Here is a 20,547-nt window from a genome sequence, read left to right as displayed (position 1 = left end):
TCCAGACCGATTGCCCCCAGCTCAAGCTGGCGGGCTTTTTCGTGCGGCCCAAGAACATCCTTGGAGCGAGGATGTTCAGTCGCACCCGGACGTTCTTCATCGGTCGCCCGTGCTTTTCGCCCTTATTATTTGCTCTGCCGCCGGCGCCACTGTCTGTTGTCGGTGGCGAGGCCGCTATCACCTTCTGAGCGGGCTAGCGAGGGAGTGCCTTCGACGGTGAAGACGATTCCGGCCTCTTCAAACGCTTTGCGGACTGCCGCGATATCGTGAGGACGCGATTTCCTGAATCCGTTCTCGAGACCGCTGATCGCCATTCCGCTAAGGTCGACCTTTGCGGCAAGTCGCACACGCGACCAGTTCAGCAAGGCTCGTGCTGCTAACAGCTAGAATTTCATCGCGACGCCGACGCGGAAGTCGTGCGTCTGAACCGTGTGTTCGAGTGTGCACCCGCCACCGCAATATTCTAGCGATTTCTTGCCAAAGAAGGAGAAATCATACTCTCCGCGCAAAAACACGTTGTGGGTGAGTGCGACGTCTAAACCTGCTCCAACGATGCCGCCTACCAAGGTGGCATCGCGCTCCGCGTCACCACCTGGATAGAACGTCTTCAACTTTGCGGCGGTTACCCCCGCCGTGACGAACGGCATGTACGCTCCCATGTCCATTCCGACTCGACCCTTTACAGAGCCAAACAACCCGGTGGAAGCGTCGAGGACGCCTGGGCCAGGAATGTCGTTGAAGGTGTTCTTCTTGAAGCGATACCCAAGCTCGCCTTCGACGCCGTAGACAATCTTGCCCGACTGGAAGTTATAGCCCGCAAAGCCGCCGATTGTTGCCGAGCCGGGGCTGTGGGTAGCTCCGGCGCCAATGTTCGGCTCATGGATCTTGTAGTGCTCCAGCGTTCCCGCGCCGAAGATACCAGCGTAAGGTCCTTGCCAGGTCCATTCAGGGGTGTCCACAGGAGCAGTAATGGTGTCGGCGGCGATTGCCGGCGCGGTCACCGAAAGCGCGATAAGTGAAGCGAAAAGAAAGGCTTTCATCGGAATCCCCAGCAGAATGTCAGGCAACTAGTAGAATATGCCTGCAACTTTGTATGTAGCTAGGAAGCCACACCTGTCGGCAAAGTGTGCCCGCAGTGGAATCCGTCGACGTGAAACACTGCGGTGCCCCGGAACTAATCACAGTAACAGCGTTAAGCAAGCCGCGATGCTAAATGCATGGAAACATTGCAGACTGTTTGGTGGAGCCAATCGGGATCGAACCGACGACCTCTTGAATGCCATTCAAGCGCTCTCCCAACTGAGCTATGGCCCCACTCCGGCAGTCAGCCGTCGCCGTTGCCGGCGAGAGGTCCGGCGCGGGTTTCAGGACCGCGCCGTTTAGTGCAGGCGGCTTCTAACCCCGCCTTCCCTGAAGATCAAGCCTTCGAGGGCCGCTTTTTCGTCATAGCCCGTGAACGCCGCTAAATGCATGCGTTCGAAGCGTTCTTAGACTTCGTCGTCGTCGTCGCCGACGCCGATCATGTCGGCGACATCGTCGTCTTCTTCCTCTTCGTCCGCAAGGAAAGTATCGTCCTCATCGTCGCCTAGATCGACATCGTCCTCGTCGTCGCCCAGGTCGGGAAGCTCGTCGCCGGCCTTGACGTCTTCGTCGGCCTCTTCAAGCGAGACGACTTCAACGCCTTCTTCTTCCTCGGCGTCCACTTCCTTCTCGGCCACTTCCTCTTCCTCTTCGAGGGCGGCGATCTTGCCGTCCTCGAAATAGGAACGCGGATACGTCTTGCCCGTATAGGGCGAGACGATAGGGTCCTTGTTCAGGTCGTAGAATTTTCGGCCCGTTTCAGGGTCGACACGCTTTGTGCCAAGTTCGTTTTTTGCCACGTCAAGCCTCGTCAGTAAAAGAGTGGTCCCCTTAACCACAGTTTACCGCGCTGTCAAAGCGAAAAGCCGGCGTCACAAAACCAAGCACTGAAAGGCCTCGCGCCAAGCGGCGACCATGGGGATGACCATTTCCCCCCGCCGTGATACGAGACCGCCGCAACAAATGAAAAGCGCCGGTGCGCCGGCATTCCGTCCAGGGAAATTCCATGTCTCACGCCGCCGCTGCCAAGCCGGCCACCGCCCGCAAATCATCTGCCCTTTCCGGCACCGCTCGCGTGCCGGGCGACAAGTCGATTTCGCACCGCTCCATGATGTTCGGCGGGCTCGCGTCCGGCGAAACCCGCGTCACCGGCCTGCTCGAAGGCGAGGATGTGATGCGCACGGCGGCCGCCATGAAGGCGATGGGCGCGCATATCGAGAAGCGCGGCGCCGAGTGGGTGATCCGCGGCACCGGCAATGGCGCGCTGCTGCAGCCGGAAGGCCCGCTCGATTTCGGCAATGCCGGTACCGGCTCCCGCCTCACAATGGGCCTCGTCGGCACTTACGACATGGAAACGACCTTCATCGGCGACGCATCGCTGTCGGGACGGCCGATGGGCCGCGTGCTCGAACCCTTGCGCCAGATGGGCGTGCAGGTGCTGAAGGCGACGCCGGGCGACCGCATGCCGATCACGCTGCATGGGCCGAAACACGCCGCACCCATTACCTACCGCGTGCCGATGGCCTCGGCGCAGGTGAAGTCGGCCGTGCTGCTGGCAGGCCTCAACACGCCCGGCATCACCACCGTGATCGAACCGGTGATGACGCGCGATCATACCGAAAAGATGCTTAGGGGATTTGGCGCCAATCTCTCGGTCGAGACCGACGAGCGCGGCGTGCGCCACATCTTCATCGAGGGCCAGGGCAAATTGACGGGGCAGACCATCGCCGTGCCCGGCGACCCCTCCTCGGCCGGCTTCCCGCTGGTCGCGGCACTGATCGTGCCGGATTCGGACATCGTCATCGAGAACGTGCTGATGAATCCCACCCGCACCGGCCTGCTTCTAACGTTGCAGGAAATGGGCGGCCAGATCGACATCTTGAACCCGCGCAATGCCGGCGGCGAGGATGTTGCCGATCTGCGCGTGCGCTACTCCGAGCTCAAGGGCGTCACCGTGCCGCCCGAGCGGGCGCCGTCGATGATCGACGAATATCCGGTGCTGGCGGTTGCCGCGAGCTTCGCCGAGGGCGAGACGTTGATGCAGGGGCTGGAAGAGCTGCGGGTGAAGGAATCCGACCGACTGGCAGCGGTTGCCAATGGGCTGAAGCTCAACGGCGTCGACTGCACCGAAGGCGAAGCTTCGCTCGCGGTGCGCGGAAAGCCCGGCGGCAAGGGGCTGGGCGGCCATCCCAATGGCCAGGACACGACGGTGCAGACGCATCTCGACCATCGTATCGCCATGAGCTTCCTGGTGATGGGGCTGGCAACGGAAAAGCCGGTAACCATCGACGACGCCGCAATGATCGCGACGAGCTTCCCGGAGTTCATGGGGCTGATGACGGGGCTGGGCGCGGAGATTGGGTGATTTTCCCTGTCTCAATGTGCAGTATTCGTGCATGAGAGTGCATGTCGGAATCGCGGCAATGATGGGCAGGCAGGTCAATTTCTGGTTGTCAGACAAAGATCAAACTGAGCTTCAGTCCATCGTGCTTTCAAAGGGGGTATTCGCGGTGATCAACAGCCAGTCGAAGACCCCCGCACCCTCGCTGAAAGAAAAATTTGAACGAGTGCACCCGGGCCGTAAGGTCGAGGGCTTTCATCTCGTTCCCAAGGCACTGAGGGAGGAAATTGTTTGGAAGCACAATCCATACAACGATACGTATGATCCCGATCTCAGCCGCTCATCTGTGATACAGTACAACCCATCCCGGACCGAAGGCAGTTCAATTTTTCAGGGCCGATTTTATTTCCAAGCGCGCGACTTCGACGATTTTGGGCAGTTGATAGAGAAGCATGCGGCATTCACCAAGATTGGCGACGCGCTGCTACGCCTGGTGCGGAAAAATCTAAATCATCTGCACAGTGGCTTTTACGCTGGAAATGAAGCTCTGAAGCTGAAAGATGCGGGTTCCAGTTTCGATCCTGATAGCAGCAAATCTTCGAGGTCGCGAATTGCCGTTCACCATCGCCATCGACGGCCCGGCCGGCGCCGGCAAGGGCACGCTGGCCCGCCGGCTGGCCGACCACTACCGTCTCAACCTGCTCGACACCGGCCTCACTTATCGCGCGGTCGCCCATGCGTTGATCCGGCACGCGCTGCCGCTCGACAATGTCTCGGCCGCCGAAACCGCTGCCCGCCAGGTCAATCTAGCCAAGCTCGACCGGGCGGTCTTGTCGGCGCATGCTGTCGGCGAAGCGGCTTCGAAGGTAGCGGTTTACCCTACCGTTCGGCGCATCCTGGTCGAAAAGCAGCGCGATTTCGCCAAAACGCCGCCGGGCGCGGTGCTCGACGGGCGCGACATCGGCACGGTCGTGTGCCCTGACGCCGACGTAAAACTCTATGTGACGGCGAGTGCGCAGGTGCGGGCGCAGCGCCGGCTGGCGGAAATCGAGAGCATCGGCGGCACTGCCAATTTCGCCGAAATCCTTGCCGATATCATGCGCCGCGACGAGCGCGACATGGGCAGGGCCGACTCGCCGCTGAAGCCCGCCGCCGACGCGCACTTGCTTGATACCTCCGAAATGGCTATAGAGGCCGCGTTTCTGGCGGCCAAAGCGATCATCGACGACGCCTTGGCCAAGAGAGATAAAGCCTGATCCAGGGTTTTCCCGCTGCCACCGATTGCCGGAAGCGAAGAAAATACCCATATCGGGCACGAACCAGCCTGCCAGCATTCTTCATGCGCCGGAATTGCCGCTTAGGCGGCCCAGGGCTTTTGTAGCCCGGAACGCCGGCAGGCCAACGCAACGCTAACCCACGGCGCCCGTCCCGCAAGAGATGCGGGGCACTCCAGGAGAAAATATGTCAGCTGCAAATCCCACTCGCGACGATTTCGCGAGCCTGCTCGAAGAATCATTTACCGCCGGCCACTCCGGCGAAGGTCAGGTCGTCAAGGGCACGATCCTGGCGATCGAAAAAGACATGGCCATCATCGATGTCGGCCTCAAGGTCGAAGGCCGCGTGCCGCTGAAGGAATTCGGCGTCAAGGGCAAGGACTCGACGCTCAAGGTCGGCGACACGGTCGAGGTCATGGTCGAGCGCATCGAAAACGCGCTGGGCGAAGCCGTCCTGTCGCGCGACAAGGCCCGCCGCGAAGAGAGCTGGGTCAAGCTCGAAGAGAAGTTCACCAAGGGTGAGCGCGTCGAAGGCGTCATCTTCAACCAGGTCAAGGGCGGCTTCACTGTCGACCTCGACGGCGCCGTGGCCTTCCTGCCGCGCAGCCAGGTCGATATCCGCCCGATCCGCGATGTCTCTCCGCTGATGCACAACCCGCAGCCCTTCGAGATCCTCAAGATGGATCGCCGCCGCGGCAACATCGTGGTGTCGCGCCGCACCGTGCTCGAGGAAAGCCGCGCCGAACAGCGTTCGGAAATCGTGCAGAACCTCGAAGAAGGCCAGGTTGTCGAAGGCGTCGTCAAGAACATCACCGATTACGGTGCGTTCGTCGACCTCGGCGGCATCGATGGCCTGCTGCATGTCACCGACATGGCATGGCGCCGCGTCAACCACCCGACCGAGATCCTCAACATCGGTCAGACGGTCAAGGTGCAGATCATCCGCATCAACCAGGAAACCCACCGCATCTCGCTCGGCATGAAGCAGCTCGAGAGCGATCCGTGGTCCGAGATCGGCACCAAGTTCCCGATCGGCAAGAAGATCAAGGGTACCGTCACCAACATCACCGACTACGGCGCGTTCGTCGAGCTGGAGCCGGGCATCGAAGGCCTCATCCACGTTTCGGAAATGTCGTGGACCAAGAAGAACGTGCACCCCGGCAAGATCCTGTCGACGACACAGGAAGTCGACGTTGTCGTGCTCGAGGTCGATCCGGCCAAGCGCCGCATCTCGCTCGGCCTCAAGCAGACGCTGGAAAACCCGTGGCAGGCTTTTGCCGCGAGCCATCCGGTCGGCAGCCAGGTCGAGGGCGAGGTCAAGAACAAGACCGAGTTCGGCCTGTTCATCGGCCTCGAAGGCGACGTGGACGGCATGGTGCACCTTTCCGACCTCGACTGGACCCGTCCGGGCGAGCAGGTCATCGAAGAGTACAATCGCGGCGACATGGTCAAGGCGCAGGTGCTCGACGTCGACATCGACAAGGAGCGCATCTCGCTCGGCATCAAGCAGCTGGCCAAGGACACGGTCGGCGAAGCCGCGACTTCAGGCGAACTGCGCAAGAACGCTGTCGTCACCTGCGAAGTCACCGGCATCAAGGATGGCGGTCTGGAAGTGCGGCTGGTCGACAGCGGCATCGAGACCTTCATCAAGCGCAACGACCTCAGCCGGGACCGTGACGAGCAGCGCCCCGAGCGCTTCTCGGTCGGCCAGAAGCTGGACGCCCGCGTCATCGCCTTCGACAAGAAGACCCGCAAGCTGCAGGTCTCGATCAAGGCGCTGGAAATCGCCGAAGAGAAGGAAGCCGTCGCACAGTACGGCTCGACCGACTCCGGCGCTTCGCTGGGCGACATCCTTGGCGCCGCGCTGAAGAAGCAGGGCAGCTAAGCCGCTTCGCGCGCAGCGCGTAAGCCGCTTCGCGCAAGCGTAAACCTCGGCTGCGCCTCACGCGCGGCTTGAACAAGAAGACCCGCGGGCCGCAAGGCTCGCGGGTTTTTTCATGCTCGGCGACGCGGTTGGCACAAGACAAAGACGGCGGCACCCCTTCAATTCCGCATGCGCGGCTGTAGGCTCGGCTGTCGTTGCAGACGTAAACACGGAAGTCCGGCCCTTCGGGCAACGGAGAAGCATGCGCGATGAAGGTCGTCGAACTCTATCGCTATCCGGTCAAGAGCCTGCGCGGCCATGCCGTGCCGAGCGCCGACATCGAGACAATGGGCATGGAAGGCGACCGCCGCTGGATGGTCGTCGACAAGGATGGGCAGTTCCTCACCATTCGCCAGATACCTGATATGACGACGATCGACGTCGAGCATCGCGGGACGGGCATCCTGTTGAAACATGACAGGCATGGCTCGCACTTCGTCGAGGCACCGGCTCCCGGCACCGCGCTCCGGCAAGTCAAGATCTGGAAGGATATGGTTGCCGCGCGGCCGGGCGATCCGGCCGCCGGCGCCTATCTCTCGGCTATTCTTGGCCGGCCCGTCGGCCTCGTTTATTTCGACGATCCGCAAAACCGGCCGGTCGATGCGGAATTCGGCCAGCCCGGCGATTTCGTCGGCTTTGCCGATGGTTTTCCGCTGCTGATCGCCACGACGGGCTCGCTGAACCATCTGAACAGCCATCTTGCCAGGCCCATCGAAATGGCGCGGTACCGGCCAAACATCGTCGTCGACGCAGAAGGCGCATGGCCTGAAGACAGCTGGAAGACGATCCGCATCGGCACGGTGGAGTTGCGGATCGCAAAGCCCTGCTCGCGCTGCGTCATCACCACCCGAGATCCGTTGAGCGGCGAGCAGCCGGACCCGCGCGAGCCGTTGCAGACGCTTGGCAAACTCCACCGCTCCGCCAAGGGCGGCATCATCTTCGGCCAGAATGCGATTCCCAACAACGCCGGCGCGATCGCCATCGGCGACGCAGTCGAGGTCGTGGAGGCAGGCGTCTCGAACCTGACGTAGTCGCAGGTCTTCTAATGCCGTGGAGGCGTCGGCGGTCGCCATGATTGAATGGCCAACCTCCGCTGTAGATCAGGCGAGGTCGGCAAAGGCCGCCATCGGAAGCCAAACCAAATGAGTCGCCTGCGCGGCGGAACTTCAGGCGCGGCCGTAAAGTGGCGCCAGCGTTCCGCTCATTGCCAGATTGGCCGGTGATGCCAGATAGGCGATTGCCTCGGCGGCGGCTTCGAGGCTGACCCATTTGCCGAAATCGGAATCCGGCATGTCGGCGCGGTTGGCCGGCGTATCGAGCGTCGAGGGCGCCACCGCGTTGACCAGTATGCCTTTGTGCTTCAGCTCTTCCGCCATCGCCACGGTCATCGCCGCCACCGCCGCTTTGCTCGCGGTATAGGCGACCATGCCCGCGCCTCTGCGCGGGTCGAGCCCGGCGCGTGCCGTGACATTGACGATGCGGCCCGCTGTGTTCGAGCCCAGCATGGAGCGCACTGCCGCGCGGCAGCACAGAAAGGCGGTGCGGGCGTTGGTGTCCATCATTTCGGCAAAGGATGCGGATTCGATCTTCTCGACCGGGGCTGCGGCAAAGCCGCCGGCCAGATGGATGGAGGCCCACAATTCGGGGACGCTGTCATAGAAGGCATCGACCTTGGCAGGATCGGCGAGATCGACATTGTGCGCCAGCCGGACGCGATCATGGGCCGCGAAGGGGAAATGCGAGGGGGCCGACGCGTGGGCATTCGGCACATGGCAGATCGCGCCGTCCCCCAGCAATTTGCCGACGACCGCGGCACCCAGCGCCCCGGTGCCACCGGTCACCACGATATGCTTGCCCTGAACTGTTTCCGTCATCCTGGACGCTCCTGTCGTTTCTTATGATTATGTCGCTTGTCGTGCCGCGCCGACGCAGAGCGTCGCGCCTTTTGCACGATCACTCAACCGACATCTCGACATGGCAGTTGTTGCGTCTTTGCATCGCTCGAAGTCGCCGACCGCCCCCTTCTGACCCGCGCATTGACGTAAAGCGCGCGGTCAAGCGTCAGTCGATGGTGATTTCGATGACGTGCGGCAGTCTGGTTGCGCGTGCGCGTTTGAGCGCATCGGCGAGACCGGCAGTACCGGCAAGCCGCTCGGCTGATATGCCGTAGGCCTCGGCCAGCTTGCAGAAATCCGGCGGCGCCGGGGACACGCCGACCGGCTCGACGCCGACATCGAGCATCGACGTTTCGATCTCGCGATAGCCTCTGTTGTTCCAGACGACGAAGATGACCGGTGCGGGTGCATCGAGCGCCGCGCCTAGCTCCGGCAAGGTGAACTGGAAGCCGCCGTCGCCGGTCAGGCAAACCACCGGCACGCCGGGCATGGCGAGCGCTGCGCCGATCGCCGCCGGCGGCCCGTAGCCGAGCGCGCCGAAACCGGTGGCGGCGTTGAACCAGCCGCCTGGCCGGTCATGGTCGTAATAGAGATTGGCGGCGTAGATCGGCTGCGTGGAATCGCCGACGATGATGGCGCCCGGCAGGGCGTCGCGGATGGTTTCCACCGCACGCACCTGCGCGGCATAGGCCGGGCTGAGCTCGGCAAAGGCCGCCTTTCTCGACGCGGCTGCGCGGCTCTCGCCGTCCTTCGCTGCGGCATGATCAGGGTGGAGCGCGCCTAGCAGTGCACCAAGCGCCTCCGCGCAATCGGCCTGGATGCCGACGCTCACCGGGCGGCGGGCGAGCTGGTCGGCGCCGATATCGATGCGGATCAGATTGGCGGGCAGCACGAAGCCGCCGTCGCTGTAACCGTCATAGTCGGTCGGGCCGAATTCGGTGCCGGCGGCGATGACCAGATCGGCGTCTGCCATCAGCGCACGCACCGCCTTCAGGCTGGGGCTGGCCGGCACGCAAAGCGGATGCGCGTGCAGCAGACCGCGCGCATTGGCGGTCTGGACGACAGGTGCGCCGAGCCGCTCGGCCAGGCGCTGCAGTGGCTGTTCGGCGCGCTTGGCGCCGCCACCGGCAAGGATCAGCGGCCGGCGCGCGGCTGCGATCAGTTTGGCTGCCTCGGCAATGGCTGCGCCATCCGGCGCCGGCGGCGCTGCATTGGTGAGCGAAGCAGCGATGCCGTCGGCCGGTTTGACCATGACGTCGGTCGGGATCTCGATATGGACGGGGCCCGGCCGCGACGACGAAAACAGCGCGAAGGCCCGCGCCAAAGCGCCAGGCAATTCGCTGGCCTCGGTGACACGCTGCGAAAACAGCGCCACCTTCTCCATCATGCCGCGCTGGTCCGGCAGTTCGTGCAGGAAGCCCAGCCCCTTTCCCAGCGTCGGCATCGCGTTGACGCCCGAAATCACCAGCATCGGCACCGAATCGGCGCGCGCCTGGCCCATTGCGGTGATGGTGTTGGTCAGCCCCGGTCCGGTGATGACAAAGGCAACGCCCGGCCGGCCGCTGGCACGGGCATAGCCGTCGGCCATGAAGCCGGCGCCCTGTTCGTGACGCGGCGTGACATGGCGTATCTTTGAACGCGCCAGCCCGCGGTAAAGCTCGACAGTGTGGACGCCAGGAATGCCGAAAACGGTGTCGACGCCATGCGCTTCGAGCAGCGTGATCAGCGCTTCGCCGATGGTGGTCATGGCTTCTCTCCCTTTTGCGGTGCGAGGCCGAGCTCGGCCTCTATGGCTTTGACGCCGATCGCCGCCAATTCGCCAGGCGAGAACATCTCTGCGGCCATACAGCCTTCGATCCAGAGCCCGTCGATGATCGCGTTGATGGCAATGGCATGGCGGCGCAGTTCATTTGCGTTTGGCCTGCGCTGCTCGGCGCCGAGCACTTCAGCAACGACTGCTTCCACCTCGTTGCGAAAGCCAAGATAGCCTTCGCGGTGGGCGCGAGCCAGGCTCGGATCCGCGCCGGCGCGGCCGATGAAGGTTGCCCAGAGCGAAAACACGCGTGCATCGATGATCGGGGCGTTGAGGTTGGCGGTAACGAAGGCCGCAAGGCGCTGGCGCGGCGCGGCGTCTTCCATGAGCAATGCTGCCTTCGCCTGCTCGGTCATACGGCCCATCAGCGCCGCGTACGCTTCCTGCAGCAAGTCTTCCTTGCCGGGGAAATAGTGCCGGATCAGCCCCGCGGTGACGCCGGCGCGCAGTGCGATGGTGCGCAGGCTGGCGCCCTCCAGCCCATGTTCGGCCACGCTGTCCAGGGTCGCGTCGATCAAATCCTGCCGCCGCCGCTCCTCGCCCTCGCGGCGGAACTTGCGGCGCTCATTCATTGCCGCAGGATGGGCCGCGTCAGGCATGTCGGCCCACCTTCGCAGGCGATGCAGAGGGCATCCGCCTCGAAGATTTGAACCGTGCAGCCGGCGGCTTCCATCGCGGCCTTGGTCTTGGGAAAGCCGGCGACGGCAATGACTTTGTGCGGGCTGGTCGGCAGCACGTTCAGGCTGAGGCCGTTGGACGCGGCAAACTCTTCGGCGTCGCCTTCCACCAGCCGGATGCCGCGCGCCTTCAGCAACTGATAGAACGGCGCCGGCAAAAGCGGTGAATAGACCAGGGCCAGGTCGTCGGCCAGCGGGCTGATCACCGACATCAGATGCAGGCACGCCTCCTCGCCCTGCCACAGCGGCAGATCGAAGCCGTAGACGGAAATGCCGAGCGGCGTCAGCAGGTTGGAAACCTGCTGTATGCCTTCCTGGTTGGAGCGCACCCCGCGCCCGATCACCAGCGTGCTGGCATCCAGCCATACGCAATCGCCGCCTTCGACCTGGCCGGGAGCCTGGACGCGGCCGAGGATGGGAATACCCAGGCGTGTGTAGGTTTCCTCATGCAGCGATGGCTCCCGGGCGCGCAATGGCTTGCCCATGGACAGGATCAGCGCGCCGCGGTCGGTCATCAGCGACGGGTCGTGGGTGAATACGGAATCCGACAGCCCGTCGGCCTTGTCATCGATCCATTCGATTTCGGCGCCGGACGCCGTCACCAGCTCAGCGAGAGCCGCGTGCTGCGCCGCCGCTTTCGCCGGGTCGAAACCCGGGCCATAGTGCCAGGTAGCCCGGTCGGCACCGCGCATGGCATTGGCCGCCGACCGCATCAGCACGCGCCGCAACGGCGCCGCCATGGATTGTGATCCGAAAGCGCTCATCAGTGCCCTTTTCAATGCCGTGTTCAAGGTGAAAAAAATGGAAAAATTTTCATCGGAGGCTATTTATACACTTGCACAATAAGGCCGCAAGTGCCGTAATGAGCGGGATTGACGGGCTCGCGCTGTTGGGTCCATGCTGAAGTCTGGAGTGGGCATTACAGCGTATGTTGATTAGCCGGATAGACGTTCGACGATCTGCCGTGGACCCTGTGGCAGAGGTTCCCCGGTGAGCGCGGCGGGAACCGCCGCAGTCCAATCCGGCAAGGCGCAGGACGGCGCCGCCGAAGCCATCCATGTCGAGAACCTGCACAAGAAATTCGGCCATCTGCATGTGCTGAAAGGCGTTTCGCTGTCGGCGCGCGACGGCGAGGTGATCGCCATTATCGGCGGCTCGGGTTCCGGCAAGTCGACGCTGCTGCGCTGCATCAACTGCCTGGAAAACCCGACCAGCGGCATCATCCGCGTCAATGGCGAGGAGATCAAACTCAAGGCCGACAGCCACGGCCACACCGTGCCCGCCGACCGCCGGCAGATCGAACGCATCCGCGCCAAGCTCGGCATGGTGTTCCAGAACTTCAACCTGTGGAGCCACATGACGCTGATCGAGAACGTCATCGAGGTTCCGGTGCATGTTCTGGGCGTCAGGCGCGACGTGGCGATCAGGGAAGCCGAAAAGCTTTTGGCGCGCGTCGGCCTGGCCGAAAAGCGCGACGTCTATCCGGCCTATCTCTCGGGCGGCCAGCAGCAGCGCGCGGCGATCGCCCGCGCCCTGGCCATCAACCCGCGCGTCATGCTGTTCGACGAGCCGACCTCGGCGCTCGACCCGGAGCTGGTCGGCGAGGTGCTGAAGGTGATCGGCGACCTGGCGCGCGAGGGCCGCACCATGGTGCTGGTCACGCATGAAATGAAATTCGCCCGCGAGGTCGCGACCCATGTCGTCTACCTCTGCAACGGGCTGGTCGAGGAAGAGGGGCCGCCGGAGCAGATATTCGGCGCACCGAAATCCGAAAGGCTGAAGCAGTTCATCCGCAACATCGGCTAGGACAAGCCGGGACGGAAGAAAACCGGGAACCAACAACAAACTGGGAGTCGTGACATGAAGACTGTTCTGAAAACATTCGCCGCAGCGCTGCTGCTCGGCGTTGCCGCCATGGGCGTGGCCAAGGCCGATCCGGTCAAGATCGGTGTCGCCGCCGAGCCCTATCCGCCCTTCACCTCGCCGGACGCTTCCGGCAAATGGGTTGGCTGGGAAATCGAGTTCATCGACGCCGTCTGCGCCGAGGAGAAGCTCGACTGCGTCATCACGCCTGTCGCCTGGGACGGCATCATCCCGGCGCTGACGACCAAGAAGATCGACGTCATCGCCAGTTCGATGTCGATCACCGCCGAACGCGAGAAGACCATCGACTTCTCGGATAAGTACTACAACACGCCGACCGCCATCATCGGGCCGAAGGACCAGAAATTCGGCGCCACGCCGGACGATCTCAAGGGCAAAGTGCTCGGCGTGCAGGTGTCGACCACCCATTCGGCCTATGCGAAGAAGCATTTCGGGCCCACGGCTGCCGAGATCAAGGAATACCAGACGCAGGACGAAGCCAACAACGATCTGGCCGCAGGCCGCCTCGACGCCGTCCAGGCGGATTCGATCGCGCTCGACGCATTTCTGAAGTCGGACCAGGGCAAGGCCTGCTGCGATCTGAAGGGCATGGTGGCTCCGGACGATGAAGTGCTCGGACCGGGCGTGGGCGCCGGCGTGCGCAAGGAAGACACCGACCTTAAGGCCAAGATCAACGCCGGCATCAAGGCGATCCGCTCGAACGGCAAATATGACGAGATATCGAAGAAATACTTCGATTTCGACATTTACGGTGGTGGCGGCGCGCAGTCGAACTGACGATCCTCGCATGAGCTAGGGGGCATGGCGTTAGCGCCATGCCTCCCTGCCCGATCTTTCCCAGACATGCTTGCCGCCGGCGCTGCCGTCGGCGGTTAGAGCCAGCATCCGGGGGCGACGCTGATCGACGCACTTCTTTCGGCCTCGGCGGCCGGCATCATAGAGCTCCTTTCGCCCAATCCGCCGGGCTGGGGCGGCACGCTCTTGCTTGGACTGCTCCATTCGATCGAGATCGCGCTCGGCGCCACGGTCCTCGGTCTCCTGATCGGCACCGGTGGCGCCTTTGGCAAGCTTTACGGCGGTCCGGTCGTGCGCGACCTGCTGGCGGTTTACACCACCATCGTGCGCGCCGTGCCCGAACTGGTGCTGATCCTGCTGCTCTATTATGCCGGGACGGACCTGATCAACCAGGCGCTGACGGCAATGGGCTACCAGCGCGTCGACATCAGCGGCCTTGCCGCGGGCATCGCCGTGCTCGGCTTTGTCCAGGGTGCCTATTCGACCGAAGTGATCCGCGGCGCCATCCTAGCCATACCGCAGGGCCAGATCGAAGCCGCCCGCGCCTATGGCATGTCACCCGGGCTCATGCTGCGGCGCATCACCTTGCCGGCGATGCTGCCCTTCGCCATACCCGGGCTCGCCAATCTGTGGCTGATCGCCACCAAGGATACGGCCCTTCTGGCGGTCGTCGGCTTTTACGAACTGGCGCTGGCGACGCGGCAGGCTGCGGGGGTCACCAAAGCCTATTTCACCTTCTTTTTCGCCGCGGGCGTGCTCTATCTCATCTTGTCGCTGGTCTCCAACCTGCTCATCGGCCGCCTCGAGGCCTGGTCGCGGCGCGGTATGCCGTCGCTCAAGGATGCGCGCTGATGGCCGGAGAAGCGACCATCATCAACGCTGCCGCGCGCACGTCGCTGTGGCTGCAGCCGCATCGCATCGTGCTGATCCTGGTCGCGATCGCGCTGGTTTTCGGCGCAGCCTTCTTCATGCGCTGGGATTGGCTGCCGCAATATTACGAAATGGGGCTTCTCGGCATCTGGCGGTCGCTGTGGATCCTGGCCGTCACCTGCTTTCTCGGCTTCCTGCTCGCCGTGCCGCTCGGGCTCGCGCAGGCCGCCGGCCCTTTCTGGTTTTCCGCGCCCGCCAGGACATTCTGCACCGTCATCAGGGGCACGCCGCTGCTGATCCAGCTATGGCTGCTCTATTACGGGCTGGGCTCGCTGTTTCCGCAATTTCCCTGGATCCGCGAGTCCTGGATGTGGCCGTATCTCAGGCAAGCCTGGCCCTATGGCGTGCTGGCGTTGACCTTGTCATTCGCCGGCTATGAGGGTGAAGTGATGCGCGGCGCCTTTGCCGGCGTGCCCAAGGGGCAGCTCGAGGCAGCCCGCGCCTTCGGCATGAGCCGCTGGAAGATTTTCCGCCGCATCTGGCTGCCGCAGGCCATCTACCGGGCGCTGCCGACGCTGACCGGCGAAACCGTGCTGCAGCTGAAGTCGACGCCGCTGGTAGCGACGATCAGCGTCATCGACATCTTCGCCGTCTCGTCCAAGGTCCGGCAGGACACCTACCTCACCTACGAACCCTTGCTGCTTTTGGCGCTGATCTACATGATCATCACCGGCATACTGGTGTTTGCATTCAGCAAGATCGAGGCGCGGATTCCGAACAAGGTGGGCTAGGGAATAGTGAGTAGGCAGTGGTGAGTAGTCAGCATATGACCGGGAAACTGCTTGCTTTCGCTACTCCCTACTGACTACTCCCTACTCACTCACCACCAATCGGGTCCGCACCATGCAACTCTCTCTCGACCAGGCAACAGGGCTGTGCCGGATGGCGGCGCTCGGCGCCGGCGCCAATGAGGAGGCGGCGAGGTCGCTCACCGCCTCGATCATTGCCGCCGAGGCGGAAGGGCTTTCGACCGTCGGGCTGACCCATTTCATCGATTACCTCGAAGCGCTGGAAGCCGGCCGCATCGACGGCAATGCCGATCCGGTGATCACCAGGCCGGCGCTCGCCGTCTATCTCTCCGATGCGCGTGGCGGCCTCGCCCATACCGGCTTCGACCGCACCATCGACGACCTCGCCAAGGCGGCAAAGCTGTTCGGCGTCGCCATCTTCTCGCAGAAGAACGCCTATACGTGCGGCGCACTAGGCTATTTCACCGGGCGTCTGGCGCAGCTGGGATTGGTCTCCTTCGCCGCCACCAACGGGCCGGCGGTGCTGGCAGGCTCGGGCTCGGTCAAGCCGGTCTATTGCACCAACCCGATGTCGTTTGCGGCACCCGCCGCCGATGGCGCGCCGCTGGTCATCGACCAGTCGTCGAGCGCCACCGCGTTCGTCAACATCCGCAAGGCGGCCGAGGACGGCAAGAAGATCCCCGAAGGCTGGGCGCTGGACGCCAGCGGCAACCCGACCACCGATCCGGCCGCTGCCATGAAGGGCGCCATGCTGGCCTTCGGCGGCCAGCGTGGCGCCAACATCGCGCTGATGGTCGAAGTGCTGGCGGCTGGCCTGTCGGGCGCCAACTGGTCGCTCGACGCGCCATGGTTCAGCGGCGGACCGGACAGCCCCGGAACCGGCCTGTTCGTGCTCGCTGTCGAGCCCAAGCTGCTCGACCCGGATTTCGAGCAGCGCATGAAGGACCAGCTCGACCGGCTGCGCCGGCGCTTTGGCGTGCACGTGCCGGGCCGGGCGCGGGCCGAAGCGGCCGAGAAGGCGCAGGCGCGCGGCATCAATGCCTCCAAAGCCGTGGTGCAGCGCATTTCCGAATTCGCCGAGCGCTACTCGGGCTGAAGCAGTCCTGCGACAACGAATTTTACGCGACCTGGCTGAACCTTTCTACCGATCGCAACGACCAATAGCTGCCGGGTCGGGTTTGCCCGGTCGGTGTCTTCTGTCGGATGCGTTTAGGGCCCGGGCGGGCGTATGCCGTCTCAGCTTATCCGCCCCGTTGCGCTCTGTCTCGACCGTTGCGTCACCCGGAAAACCCCGCTTCGGCGGGGTTTTCTGCGTTCGTGCTCTGTGTGCTAAAACATGATGGCGGAAGTTAACTTTTGTCAACTTGACTTGCCGGGAACCATCGGGCGTTTGCAAGGGATCGTCACAACAACAGGAGCTACGATGTCCGCAACCACCGACGCTTCCCGCGGCAAACTTATCGTTCCGGTGTTTGGCCGCCTGTATTCGTCGCTGCATGATGGCGCCGAAACCCTTCTGCGCGTCGTCGCCGGCGGGTTTCTCACCATTCACGGCTCGCAGAAGATCACCAACCCTTTCGGCGCCGCCGAGATGGTCGAAGGCCTCGGCTTCTATCCCGGCGCGTTCTGGTCGCTGCTTTTGTCCTGCACCGAATTCTTCGGCGGCATTCTGATCGCCATCGGCCTGTTGACTCGGCCCGCCGCCTTTGCCGGCATGATCGTGCTGCTGGTCACCGTCTGGTTCCACTGGATCACTGTCGGCCAGGGCTTTTCCGGCGCTGAAAAGTCGCTTCTATGGGCGGCGATCCTGCTGTTCTTCGTTATCCGCGGCGGCAACCGCCAGTCGGTCGACGCGCGCATCGGCAAGGCGTTCTGAAGGGTCTATAAGAGGGTGGCAGCGACGACGCGTCACCCTTTGCCTTTGGCCCAAAACGGACTATGAAACGGCTTCAGCCAAGCTTTCGAGCGCCGGAGCCAGCCATGACCGAAATCCTGCAGATCCCCAAGCTCGTGGTCGTCTTCGGCGGCTCCGGCTTCGTCGGCCGCCACATCGTGCGGGCGCTGGCCAAGCGCGGCTACCGCATCAGGGTGGCGGTGCGCCGGCCCGATCTGGCGGGACATCTGCAGCCGCTCGGCAATGTCGGCCAGATCCAGCCGGTGCAGGCTAATGTGCGCGTGCGCTGGTCGGTCGACCGCGCCGTGCAGGGCGCCGACCATGTCATCAATCTGGTCGCCATCCCGCATGAAAGCGGCCGGCAGAAATTCAACACCGTGCACGAATTCGGCGCCCGCGCCGTCGCCGAAGCCGCACGCTCGGTCGGCGCAGGGCTCACCCACATCTCGGCGCTGGGCGCCGACCTCAACGCCGAATCCGACTATGCCCGCACCAAGGCGCTCGGCGAAAAGGCCGTCCTGGAGACGATCCCGGACGCCGTCATCTTCCGTCCGTCGATCAATTTCGGACCCGAGGACAGTTTCTTCAACCGCTTCGCCGACATGGCGCGCTATTCGCCGGTGCTGCCGCTGATCGGCGGCGGCCAGACCAAGTTCCAGCCGGTCTATGTCGGCGATGTCGCCGAAGCGGTGGCGCGTTCGGTCGAGGGCAAGATCAAGGGCGGCCAGATCTATGAACTCGGCGGGCCGCAAGTGCTCACCTTCAAGCAGTGCATGGAAGAGCTGCTGACCGTCATCGAGCGCAAGCGGCTCCTGGTACCGGTGCCGTGGTGGATGGCCAATCTGCAGGCCTCGATCCTCGGCCTGCTGCCCAACCCGTTGCTGACCAAGGACCAGGTGCTGCTGCTGCGCCAGCCCAACATCGTGTCGGAGGAGGCCAACAAGGCCAACCGGAACCTTGCCGGCCTCGATATCCAGCCGCAGTCTATCGGCACCATCCTGCCCAGCTATCTCTGGCGCTTCCGCGCCGCAGGCCAGTTCCAGCGCAAGCCCGCCGGCATCGCGTAACATGGCGTTGGGCCGTTAAACGCGCCGCGTGACCTGCATCGGCAGGCCGCCCTGCGGCTGTGTCGTCAGTTTCTGCACCGGCCACGGCTTGGTCTCGGCCGTCACGTCGAAGCGGAAGCGCGACAGCATGATGGCCAGCGCAATGATCGCCTCCTGCATGGCGAAGCTGGCGCCGATGCAGATGCGCGGACCGGCGCCGAACGGCAGATACTGGAAGCGGTCGATCTTCTCGCGGTTTCCCGGATGGAAGCGTTCGGGCATGAAGGCGTCGGGCATGTCCCACAGTTTTCTGTGGCGGTGGACGACCCAAGGCATCACCAGTACGGCCGCGCGCTTGGGGAGCACCAGATCGTTCCAGGTCTCCGTCTCGATCGGCTCGCGGTTGATGGACGGCGCCGGCGGATAAAGCCGCAGCGCCTCCTCGAAGGCGGCGCGGGTGAACGGCATTGCGTCGAGCCATTTCGTTGGGTCGGGTTCGCGCGCCAGCACGGCCTCGATCTCGCGCTCGACCTTTTCACGCTCCCACGGCGCTTCGGCGAGGCAGTAGATCGTCCAGCCCAGTGCCCGCGCGGTGGTCTCGTGGCCGGCGCCGATGAAGGTGATGATGTTGTCCTCGACTTCCGCCCGCGTCAGCCCGTCGGGGCCTTCGGCGCGCAGCAGAAGCGTCAGGAAATCCTGCGGCGCGGTGTCGGGGTCGCGCTTCAGCCGCTCCTCGCGCATCTTGACCGTATCGGTGACGATCTTGCGGAAATAGGCCATGGTCTTGCGGCCGCGGATGCGGGTCAGCCGCGGCAGCCATTCGGGCGCGCGCAACAGGTCGAGCGGATCGACACGGCCCATGGTTTCGAACAGGCGGTCGATCTCCTGCGCGAAACTGCCGGGCTCGCCCGCAATCTCGCCCGAAAACAGCGTCTCGGCCAGGATATCGTAGGTGAGCAGCGTCATGTCATGGGCGACATCGGTCATGCCGCCTTCGTCATAGCGGGCGACGAACTGCATCGTGCGGCGCAGCATCGGCTCGGCGAAGCCGAAGATATGCCGCGGCGTGAACACCGGCGCCATCGCCTTGCGCGAGCGCTTCCACACCTCGCCTTCGGCGGTCAACAGTCCGTCGCGCAAGATCGGTCGCAGGATCATCTGGCGCACCGTCGCCATCTTGTAGTTCTTGGCGTTGTCGATCAGCACGTGGCGGATAAGGCCGGGATCGTTGGCGACGATCAGATGCCCGCCGACGCCATTCGCCGAAATCCAGGGCTCGTTGTAGGTGTGCTCGCCCCACAGTTCGAGCGGATTGCGGTAGACGATCCGCATCATCTCCAGCGTCGAAGGCGGCGTCGTGCGCGGCCTGGGCGCCGGCGGCACGAAGGGGACGGGCTGCGTGTCCATGAGGTGCTCCGCTGATAGCTCAGACGTAGTGGCTGGCAATCCGGGCGTCCATGTGACCGAACGGCAAACTGAAACGCTGCAGCGCCCGGTGTGCCCGACAGACGGTGTGTTCATCGGATCGTGACCGCCGGTGAAACGGTTGCGGCTTGTCCGGTTGGACACTCTGCCATAGGTGACAGTTACCAACAGCTACTGCCAATCGCCCAGGAGAGTCCGCTTGAAGCACAAGCTGAACATCATAATCGGCAGCACGCGGCCGGGCCGCGCCGGGCCGGTCTTCGCCCACTGGCTGGAGGATTTTGCCCGCGAGCACGGCAAATTCGAACCGGTGCTGACCGACATTGCCGCATTCCAGCTGCCGGTTCTGGACGAACCGCACCATCCGAAACTCGGCAAATACGAGAAGGACCATACGAAGGCCTGGTCGAAGGCAATCGACGCCGCCGACGCCTTTGTCTTCGTGGCGCCGGAATACAATTATTTCGTCGCTCCGGCGATCGTCAACGCGATCGATTATCTATCGCGCGAGTGGAAATACAAACCTGCCGCCATCTTCAGCTATGGCGGGGTTTCCGGAGGCCTGCGCGCCGCGCAGGCGCTGAAGCCGCTGCTGACCGCGGTGGGCGTCATGCCCATCTCGGAAGGCGTCGCGCTGCCGATGTATCAGAAACTGCTGGAGAGCGACGGCTCCTTCCAGGCTAGTGAGCAGGTAGAGGGTGGGACCAAGACCATGCTGGACGAGCTCTCGCGCTGGAACGAGGCGCTGAAGCCGATGCGGGCTGCGTAACGCAGCCGGCCCCGGCTTGCTCATGCCATAAAGAGGTGGAATGGTCGGCAG

At 63.6% G+C, this 20,547-nt stretch carries 20 protein-coding genes and 1 tRNA gene; 13 read left to right on the top strand and 8 right to left on the bottom strand.

The genetic code is table 11. The annotated features are described in order from the left end of the window. Window positions 1-383: 383 nt before the first annotated feature. The 3 genes from NKJ57_RS10140 to NKJ57_RS10130 all read right to left on the bottom strand — a co-directional run bounded on the left by NKJ57_RS10140 (window position 384) and on the right by NKJ57_RS10130 (window position 1,880). Window positions 384-1,040 carry an outer membrane protein gene (locus NKJ57_RS10140; RefSeq protein WP_023688264.1) on the bottom strand — a complete coding sequence of 219 codons (657 nt, stop codon included), beginning with the start codon at window positions 1,038-1,040 and terminating at the stop codon, window positions 384-386. A gap of 198 nt (window positions 1,041-1,238) precedes the next feature. Then, window positions 1,239-1,314: transfer RNA gene (locus NKJ57_RS10135), tRNA-Ala, on the bottom strand. Between the two features lie 173 nt (window positions 1,315-1,487). Next, on the bottom strand, window positions 1,488-1,880 hold the full coding sequence (locus NKJ57_RS10130) for a TIGR02300 family protein (protein WP_023683538.1): 393 nt from the start codon (window positions 1,878-1,880) through the stop codon (window positions 1,488-1,490). A gap of 206 nt (window positions 1,881-2,086) precedes the next feature. Here NKJ57_RS10130 and aroA point away from each other — a divergent pair, with 206 nt between their 5' ends. The 4 genes from aroA to NKJ57_RS10110 all read left to right on the top strand — a co-directional run bounded on the left by aroA (window position 2,087) and on the right by NKJ57_RS10110 (window position 7,650). Then, a complete protein-coding gene (aroA, locus tag NKJ57_RS10125; RefSeq protein ID WP_352510602.1) occupies window positions 2,087-3,445 on the top strand; it encodes a 3-phosphoshikimate 1-carboxyvinyltransferase in 1,359 nt (452 codons plus the stop codon). A 536-nt stretch (window positions 3,446-3,981) separates the two neighbouring features. Continuing rightward, window positions 3,982-4,677, top strand: coding sequence for a (d)CMP kinase (gene cmk, locus NKJ57_RS10120; RefSeq protein ID WP_352510601.1), 696 nt, complete (start codon window positions 3,982-3,984; stop codon window positions 4,675-4,677). 205 nt (window positions 4,678-4,882) lie between these two features. Further along, window positions 4,883-6,580, top strand: coding sequence for a 30S ribosomal protein S1 (rpsA, locus tag NKJ57_RS10115; protein ID WP_023703671.1), 1,698 nt, complete (start codon window positions 4,883-4,885; stop codon window positions 6,578-6,580). A 248-nt stretch (window positions 6,581-6,828) separates the two neighbouring features. Further along, entirely contained in the window at window positions 6,829-7,650 is an 822-nt protein-coding gene (locus NKJ57_RS10110; protein WP_352510600.1) for an MOSC domain-containing protein, read from the top strand. 135 nt (window positions 7,651-7,785) lie between these two features. Here the strand turns inward: NKJ57_RS10110 and NKJ57_RS10105 are convergent, their stop codons facing one another. The 4 genes from NKJ57_RS10105 to NKJ57_RS10090 all read right to left on the bottom strand — a co-directional run bounded on the left by NKJ57_RS10105 (window position 7,786) and on the right by NKJ57_RS10090 (window position 11,768). Beyond that, window positions 7,786-8,493, bottom strand: coding sequence for an SDR family NAD(P)-dependent oxidoreductase (locus NKJ57_RS10105; RefSeq protein WP_352510599.1), 708 nt, complete (start codon window positions 8,491-8,493; stop codon window positions 7,786-7,788). Between the two features lie 187 nt (window positions 8,494-8,680). Then, the gene (locus NKJ57_RS10100; protein ID WP_023739671.1) at window positions 8,681-10,261 is read right to left on the bottom strand and encodes a 5-guanidino-2-oxopentanoate decarboxylase; all 1,581 of its coding nucleotides are present in this window, start codon (window positions 10,259-10,261) and stop codon (window positions 8,681-8,683) included. Beyond that, window positions 10,258-10,926, bottom strand: a complete 669-nt coding sequence (locus NKJ57_RS10095; RefSeq protein ID WP_023745831.1) for a TetR family transcriptional regulator C-terminal domain-containing protein — start codon at window positions 10,924-10,926, stop codon at window positions 10,258-10,260. Before NKJ57_RS10095 ends, NKJ57_RS10100 begins: the two co-directional genes overlap by 4 nt. Beyond that, window positions 10,896-11,768 (bottom strand): dimethylarginine dimethylaminohydrolase family protein, encoded by an 873-nt coding sequence (locus NKJ57_RS10090; RefSeq protein WP_023725952.1) that lies wholly within the window; start codon window positions 11,766-11,768, stop codon window positions 10,896-10,898. Before NKJ57_RS10090 ends, NKJ57_RS10095 begins: the two co-directional genes overlap by 31 nt. On the opposite strand from NKJ57_RS10090, the gene NKJ57_RS10085 reads away from it, so the two are divergent. The 8 genes from NKJ57_RS10085 to NKJ57_RS10050 all read left to right on the top strand — a co-directional run bounded on the left by NKJ57_RS10085 (window position 11,695) and on the right by NKJ57_RS10050 (window position 18,323). After that, entirely contained in the window at window positions 11,695-11,850 is a 156-nt protein-coding gene (locus NKJ57_RS10085; RefSeq protein ID WP_196815015.1) for a hypothetical protein, read from the top strand. The genes NKJ57_RS10090 and NKJ57_RS10085 overlap by 74 nt on opposite strands. A gap of 144 nt (window positions 11,851-11,994) precedes the next feature. Next, the gene (locus NKJ57_RS10080) at window positions 11,995-12,810 is read left to right on the top strand and encodes an ABC transporter ATP-binding protein (protein ID WP_023671322.1); all 816 of its coding nucleotides are present in this window, start codon (window positions 11,995-11,997) and stop codon (window positions 12,808-12,810) included. A gap of 54 nt (window positions 12,811-12,864) precedes the next feature. Beyond that, a complete protein-coding gene (locus NKJ57_RS10075; protein ID WP_023671323.1) occupies window positions 12,865-13,665 on the top strand; it encodes a transporter substrate-binding domain-containing protein in 801 nt (266 codons plus the stop codon). A gap of 156 nt (window positions 13,666-13,821) precedes the next feature. After that, a complete protein-coding gene (locus NKJ57_RS10070) occupies window positions 13,822-14,535 on the top strand; it encodes an ABC transporter permease (protein ID WP_196813869.1) in 714 nt (237 codons plus the stop codon). Further along, window positions 14,535-15,344, top strand: a complete 810-nt coding sequence (locus NKJ57_RS10065; RefSeq protein WP_023815970.1) for an ABC transporter permease — start codon at window positions 14,535-14,537, stop codon at window positions 15,342-15,344. Before NKJ57_RS10070 ends, NKJ57_RS10065 begins: the two co-directional genes overlap by 1 nt. A gap of 112 nt (window positions 15,345-15,456) precedes the next feature. Continuing rightward, a complete protein-coding gene (locus NKJ57_RS10060) occupies window positions 15,457-16,458 on the top strand; it encodes an Ldh family oxidoreductase (RefSeq protein WP_352510598.1) in 1,002 nt (333 codons plus the stop codon). Between the two features lie 327 nt (window positions 16,459-16,785). Then, on the top strand, window positions 16,786-17,238 hold the full coding sequence (locus tag NKJ57_RS10055; RefSeq protein WP_023689223.1) for a DoxX family protein: 453 nt from the start codon (window positions 16,786-16,788) through the stop codon (window positions 17,236-17,238). 104 nt (window positions 17,239-17,342) lie between these two features. After that, window positions 17,343-18,323 (top strand): complex I NDUFA9 subunit family protein, encoded by a 981-nt coding sequence (locus tag NKJ57_RS10050; RefSeq protein WP_023693143.1) that lies wholly within the window; start codon window positions 17,343-17,345, stop codon window positions 18,321-18,323. A 15-nt stretch (window positions 18,324-18,338) separates the two neighbouring features. Here NKJ57_RS10050 and NKJ57_RS10045 read toward each other — a convergent pair whose 3' ends face one another. Continuing rightward, the gene (locus tag NKJ57_RS10045; protein ID WP_023742604.1) at window positions 18,339-19,709 is read right to left on the bottom strand and encodes a cytochrome P450; all 1,371 of its coding nucleotides are present in this window, start codon (window positions 19,707-19,709) and stop codon (window positions 18,339-18,341) included. Between the two features lie 217 nt (window positions 19,710-19,926). Between NKJ57_RS10045 and NKJ57_RS10040 the strand changes: the two genes are divergently transcribed. Continuing rightward, a complete protein-coding gene (locus NKJ57_RS10040; RefSeq protein WP_352510597.1) occupies window positions 19,927-20,496 on the top strand; it encodes an NADPH-dependent FMN reductase in 570 nt (189 codons plus the stop codon). The last annotated feature ends 51 nt before the right edge of the window (window positions 20,497-20,547 follow it).

Source organism: Mesorhizobium sp. M0077, assembly GCF_040322955.1.
GTDB lineage: Bacteria > Pseudomonadota > Alphaproteobacteria > Rhizobiales > Rhizobiaceae > Mesorhizobium.
Note: the sequence above shows the minus strand (reverse complement) of the source record. Positions and strands in the feature narration are given on the sequence as shown.

What these genes read in the sequence shown, in the direction of transcription:
- NKJ57_RS10140 (WP_023688264.1), bottom strand. Translation starts at nt 1,040, where the DNA reads ATGAAAGCCTTTCTTTTCGCTTCACTTATCGCGCTTTCGGTGACCGCG.
- aroA (WP_352510602.1), top strand. Translation starts at nt 2,087, where the DNA reads ATGTCTCACGCCGCCGCTGCCAAGCCGGCCACCGCCCGCAAATCATCT.
- cmk (WP_352510601.1), top strand. Translation starts at nt 3,982, where the DNA reads ATGCGGGTTCCAGTTTCGATCCTGATAGCAGCAAATCTTCGAGGTCGC.
- rpsA (WP_023703671.1), top strand. Translation starts at nt 4,883, where the DNA reads ATGTCAGCTGCAAATCCCACTCGCGACGATTTCGCGAGCCTGCTCGAA.
- NKJ57_RS10110 (WP_352510600.1), top strand. Translation starts at nt 6,829, where the DNA reads ATGAAGGTCGTCGAACTCTATCGCTATCCGGTCAAGAGCCTGCGCGGC.
- NKJ57_RS10105 (WP_352510599.1), bottom strand. Translation starts at nt 8,493, where the DNA reads ATGACGGAAACAGTTCAGGGCAAGCATATCGTGGTGACCGGTGGCACC.
- NKJ57_RS10100 (WP_023739671.1), bottom strand. Translation starts at nt 10,261, where the DNA reads ATGACCACCATCGGCGAAGCGCTGATCACGCTGCTCGAAGCGCATGGC.
- NKJ57_RS10095 (WP_023745831.1), bottom strand. Translation starts at nt 10,926, where the DNA reads ATGCCTGACGCGGCCCATCCTGCGGCAATGAATGAGCGCCGCAAGTTC.
- NKJ57_RS10085 (WP_196815015.1), top strand. Translation starts at nt 11,695, where the DNA reads ATGGCATTGGCCGCCGACCGCATCAGCACGCGCCGCAACGGCGCCGCC.
- NKJ57_RS10090 (WP_023725952.1), bottom strand. Translation starts at nt 11,768, where the DNA reads ATGAGCGCTTTCGGATCACAATCCATGGCGGCGCCGTTGCGGCGCGTG.
- NKJ57_RS10075 (WP_023671323.1), top strand. Translation starts at nt 12,865, where the DNA reads ATGAAGACTGTTCTGAAAACATTCGCCGCAGCGCTGCTGCTCGGCGTT.
- NKJ57_RS10065 (WP_023815970.1), top strand. Translation starts at nt 14,535, where the DNA reads ATGGCCGGAGAAGCGACCATCATCAACGCTGCCGCGCGCACGTCGCTG.
- NKJ57_RS10060 (WP_352510598.1), top strand. Translation starts at nt 15,457, where the DNA reads ATGCAACTCTCTCTCGACCAGGCAACAGGGCTGTGCCGGATGGCGGCG.
- NKJ57_RS10055 (WP_023689223.1), top strand. Translation starts at nt 16,786, where the DNA reads ATGTCCGCAACCACCGACGCTTCCCGCGGCAAACTTATCGTTCCGGTG.
- NKJ57_RS10050 (WP_023693143.1), top strand. Translation starts at nt 17,343, where the DNA reads ATGACCGAAATCCTGCAGATCCCCAAGCTCGTGGTCGTCTTCGGCGGC.
- NKJ57_RS10045 (WP_023742604.1), bottom strand. Translation starts at nt 19,709, where the DNA reads ATGGACACGCAGCCCGTCCCCTTCGTGCCGCCGGCGCCCAGGCCGCGC.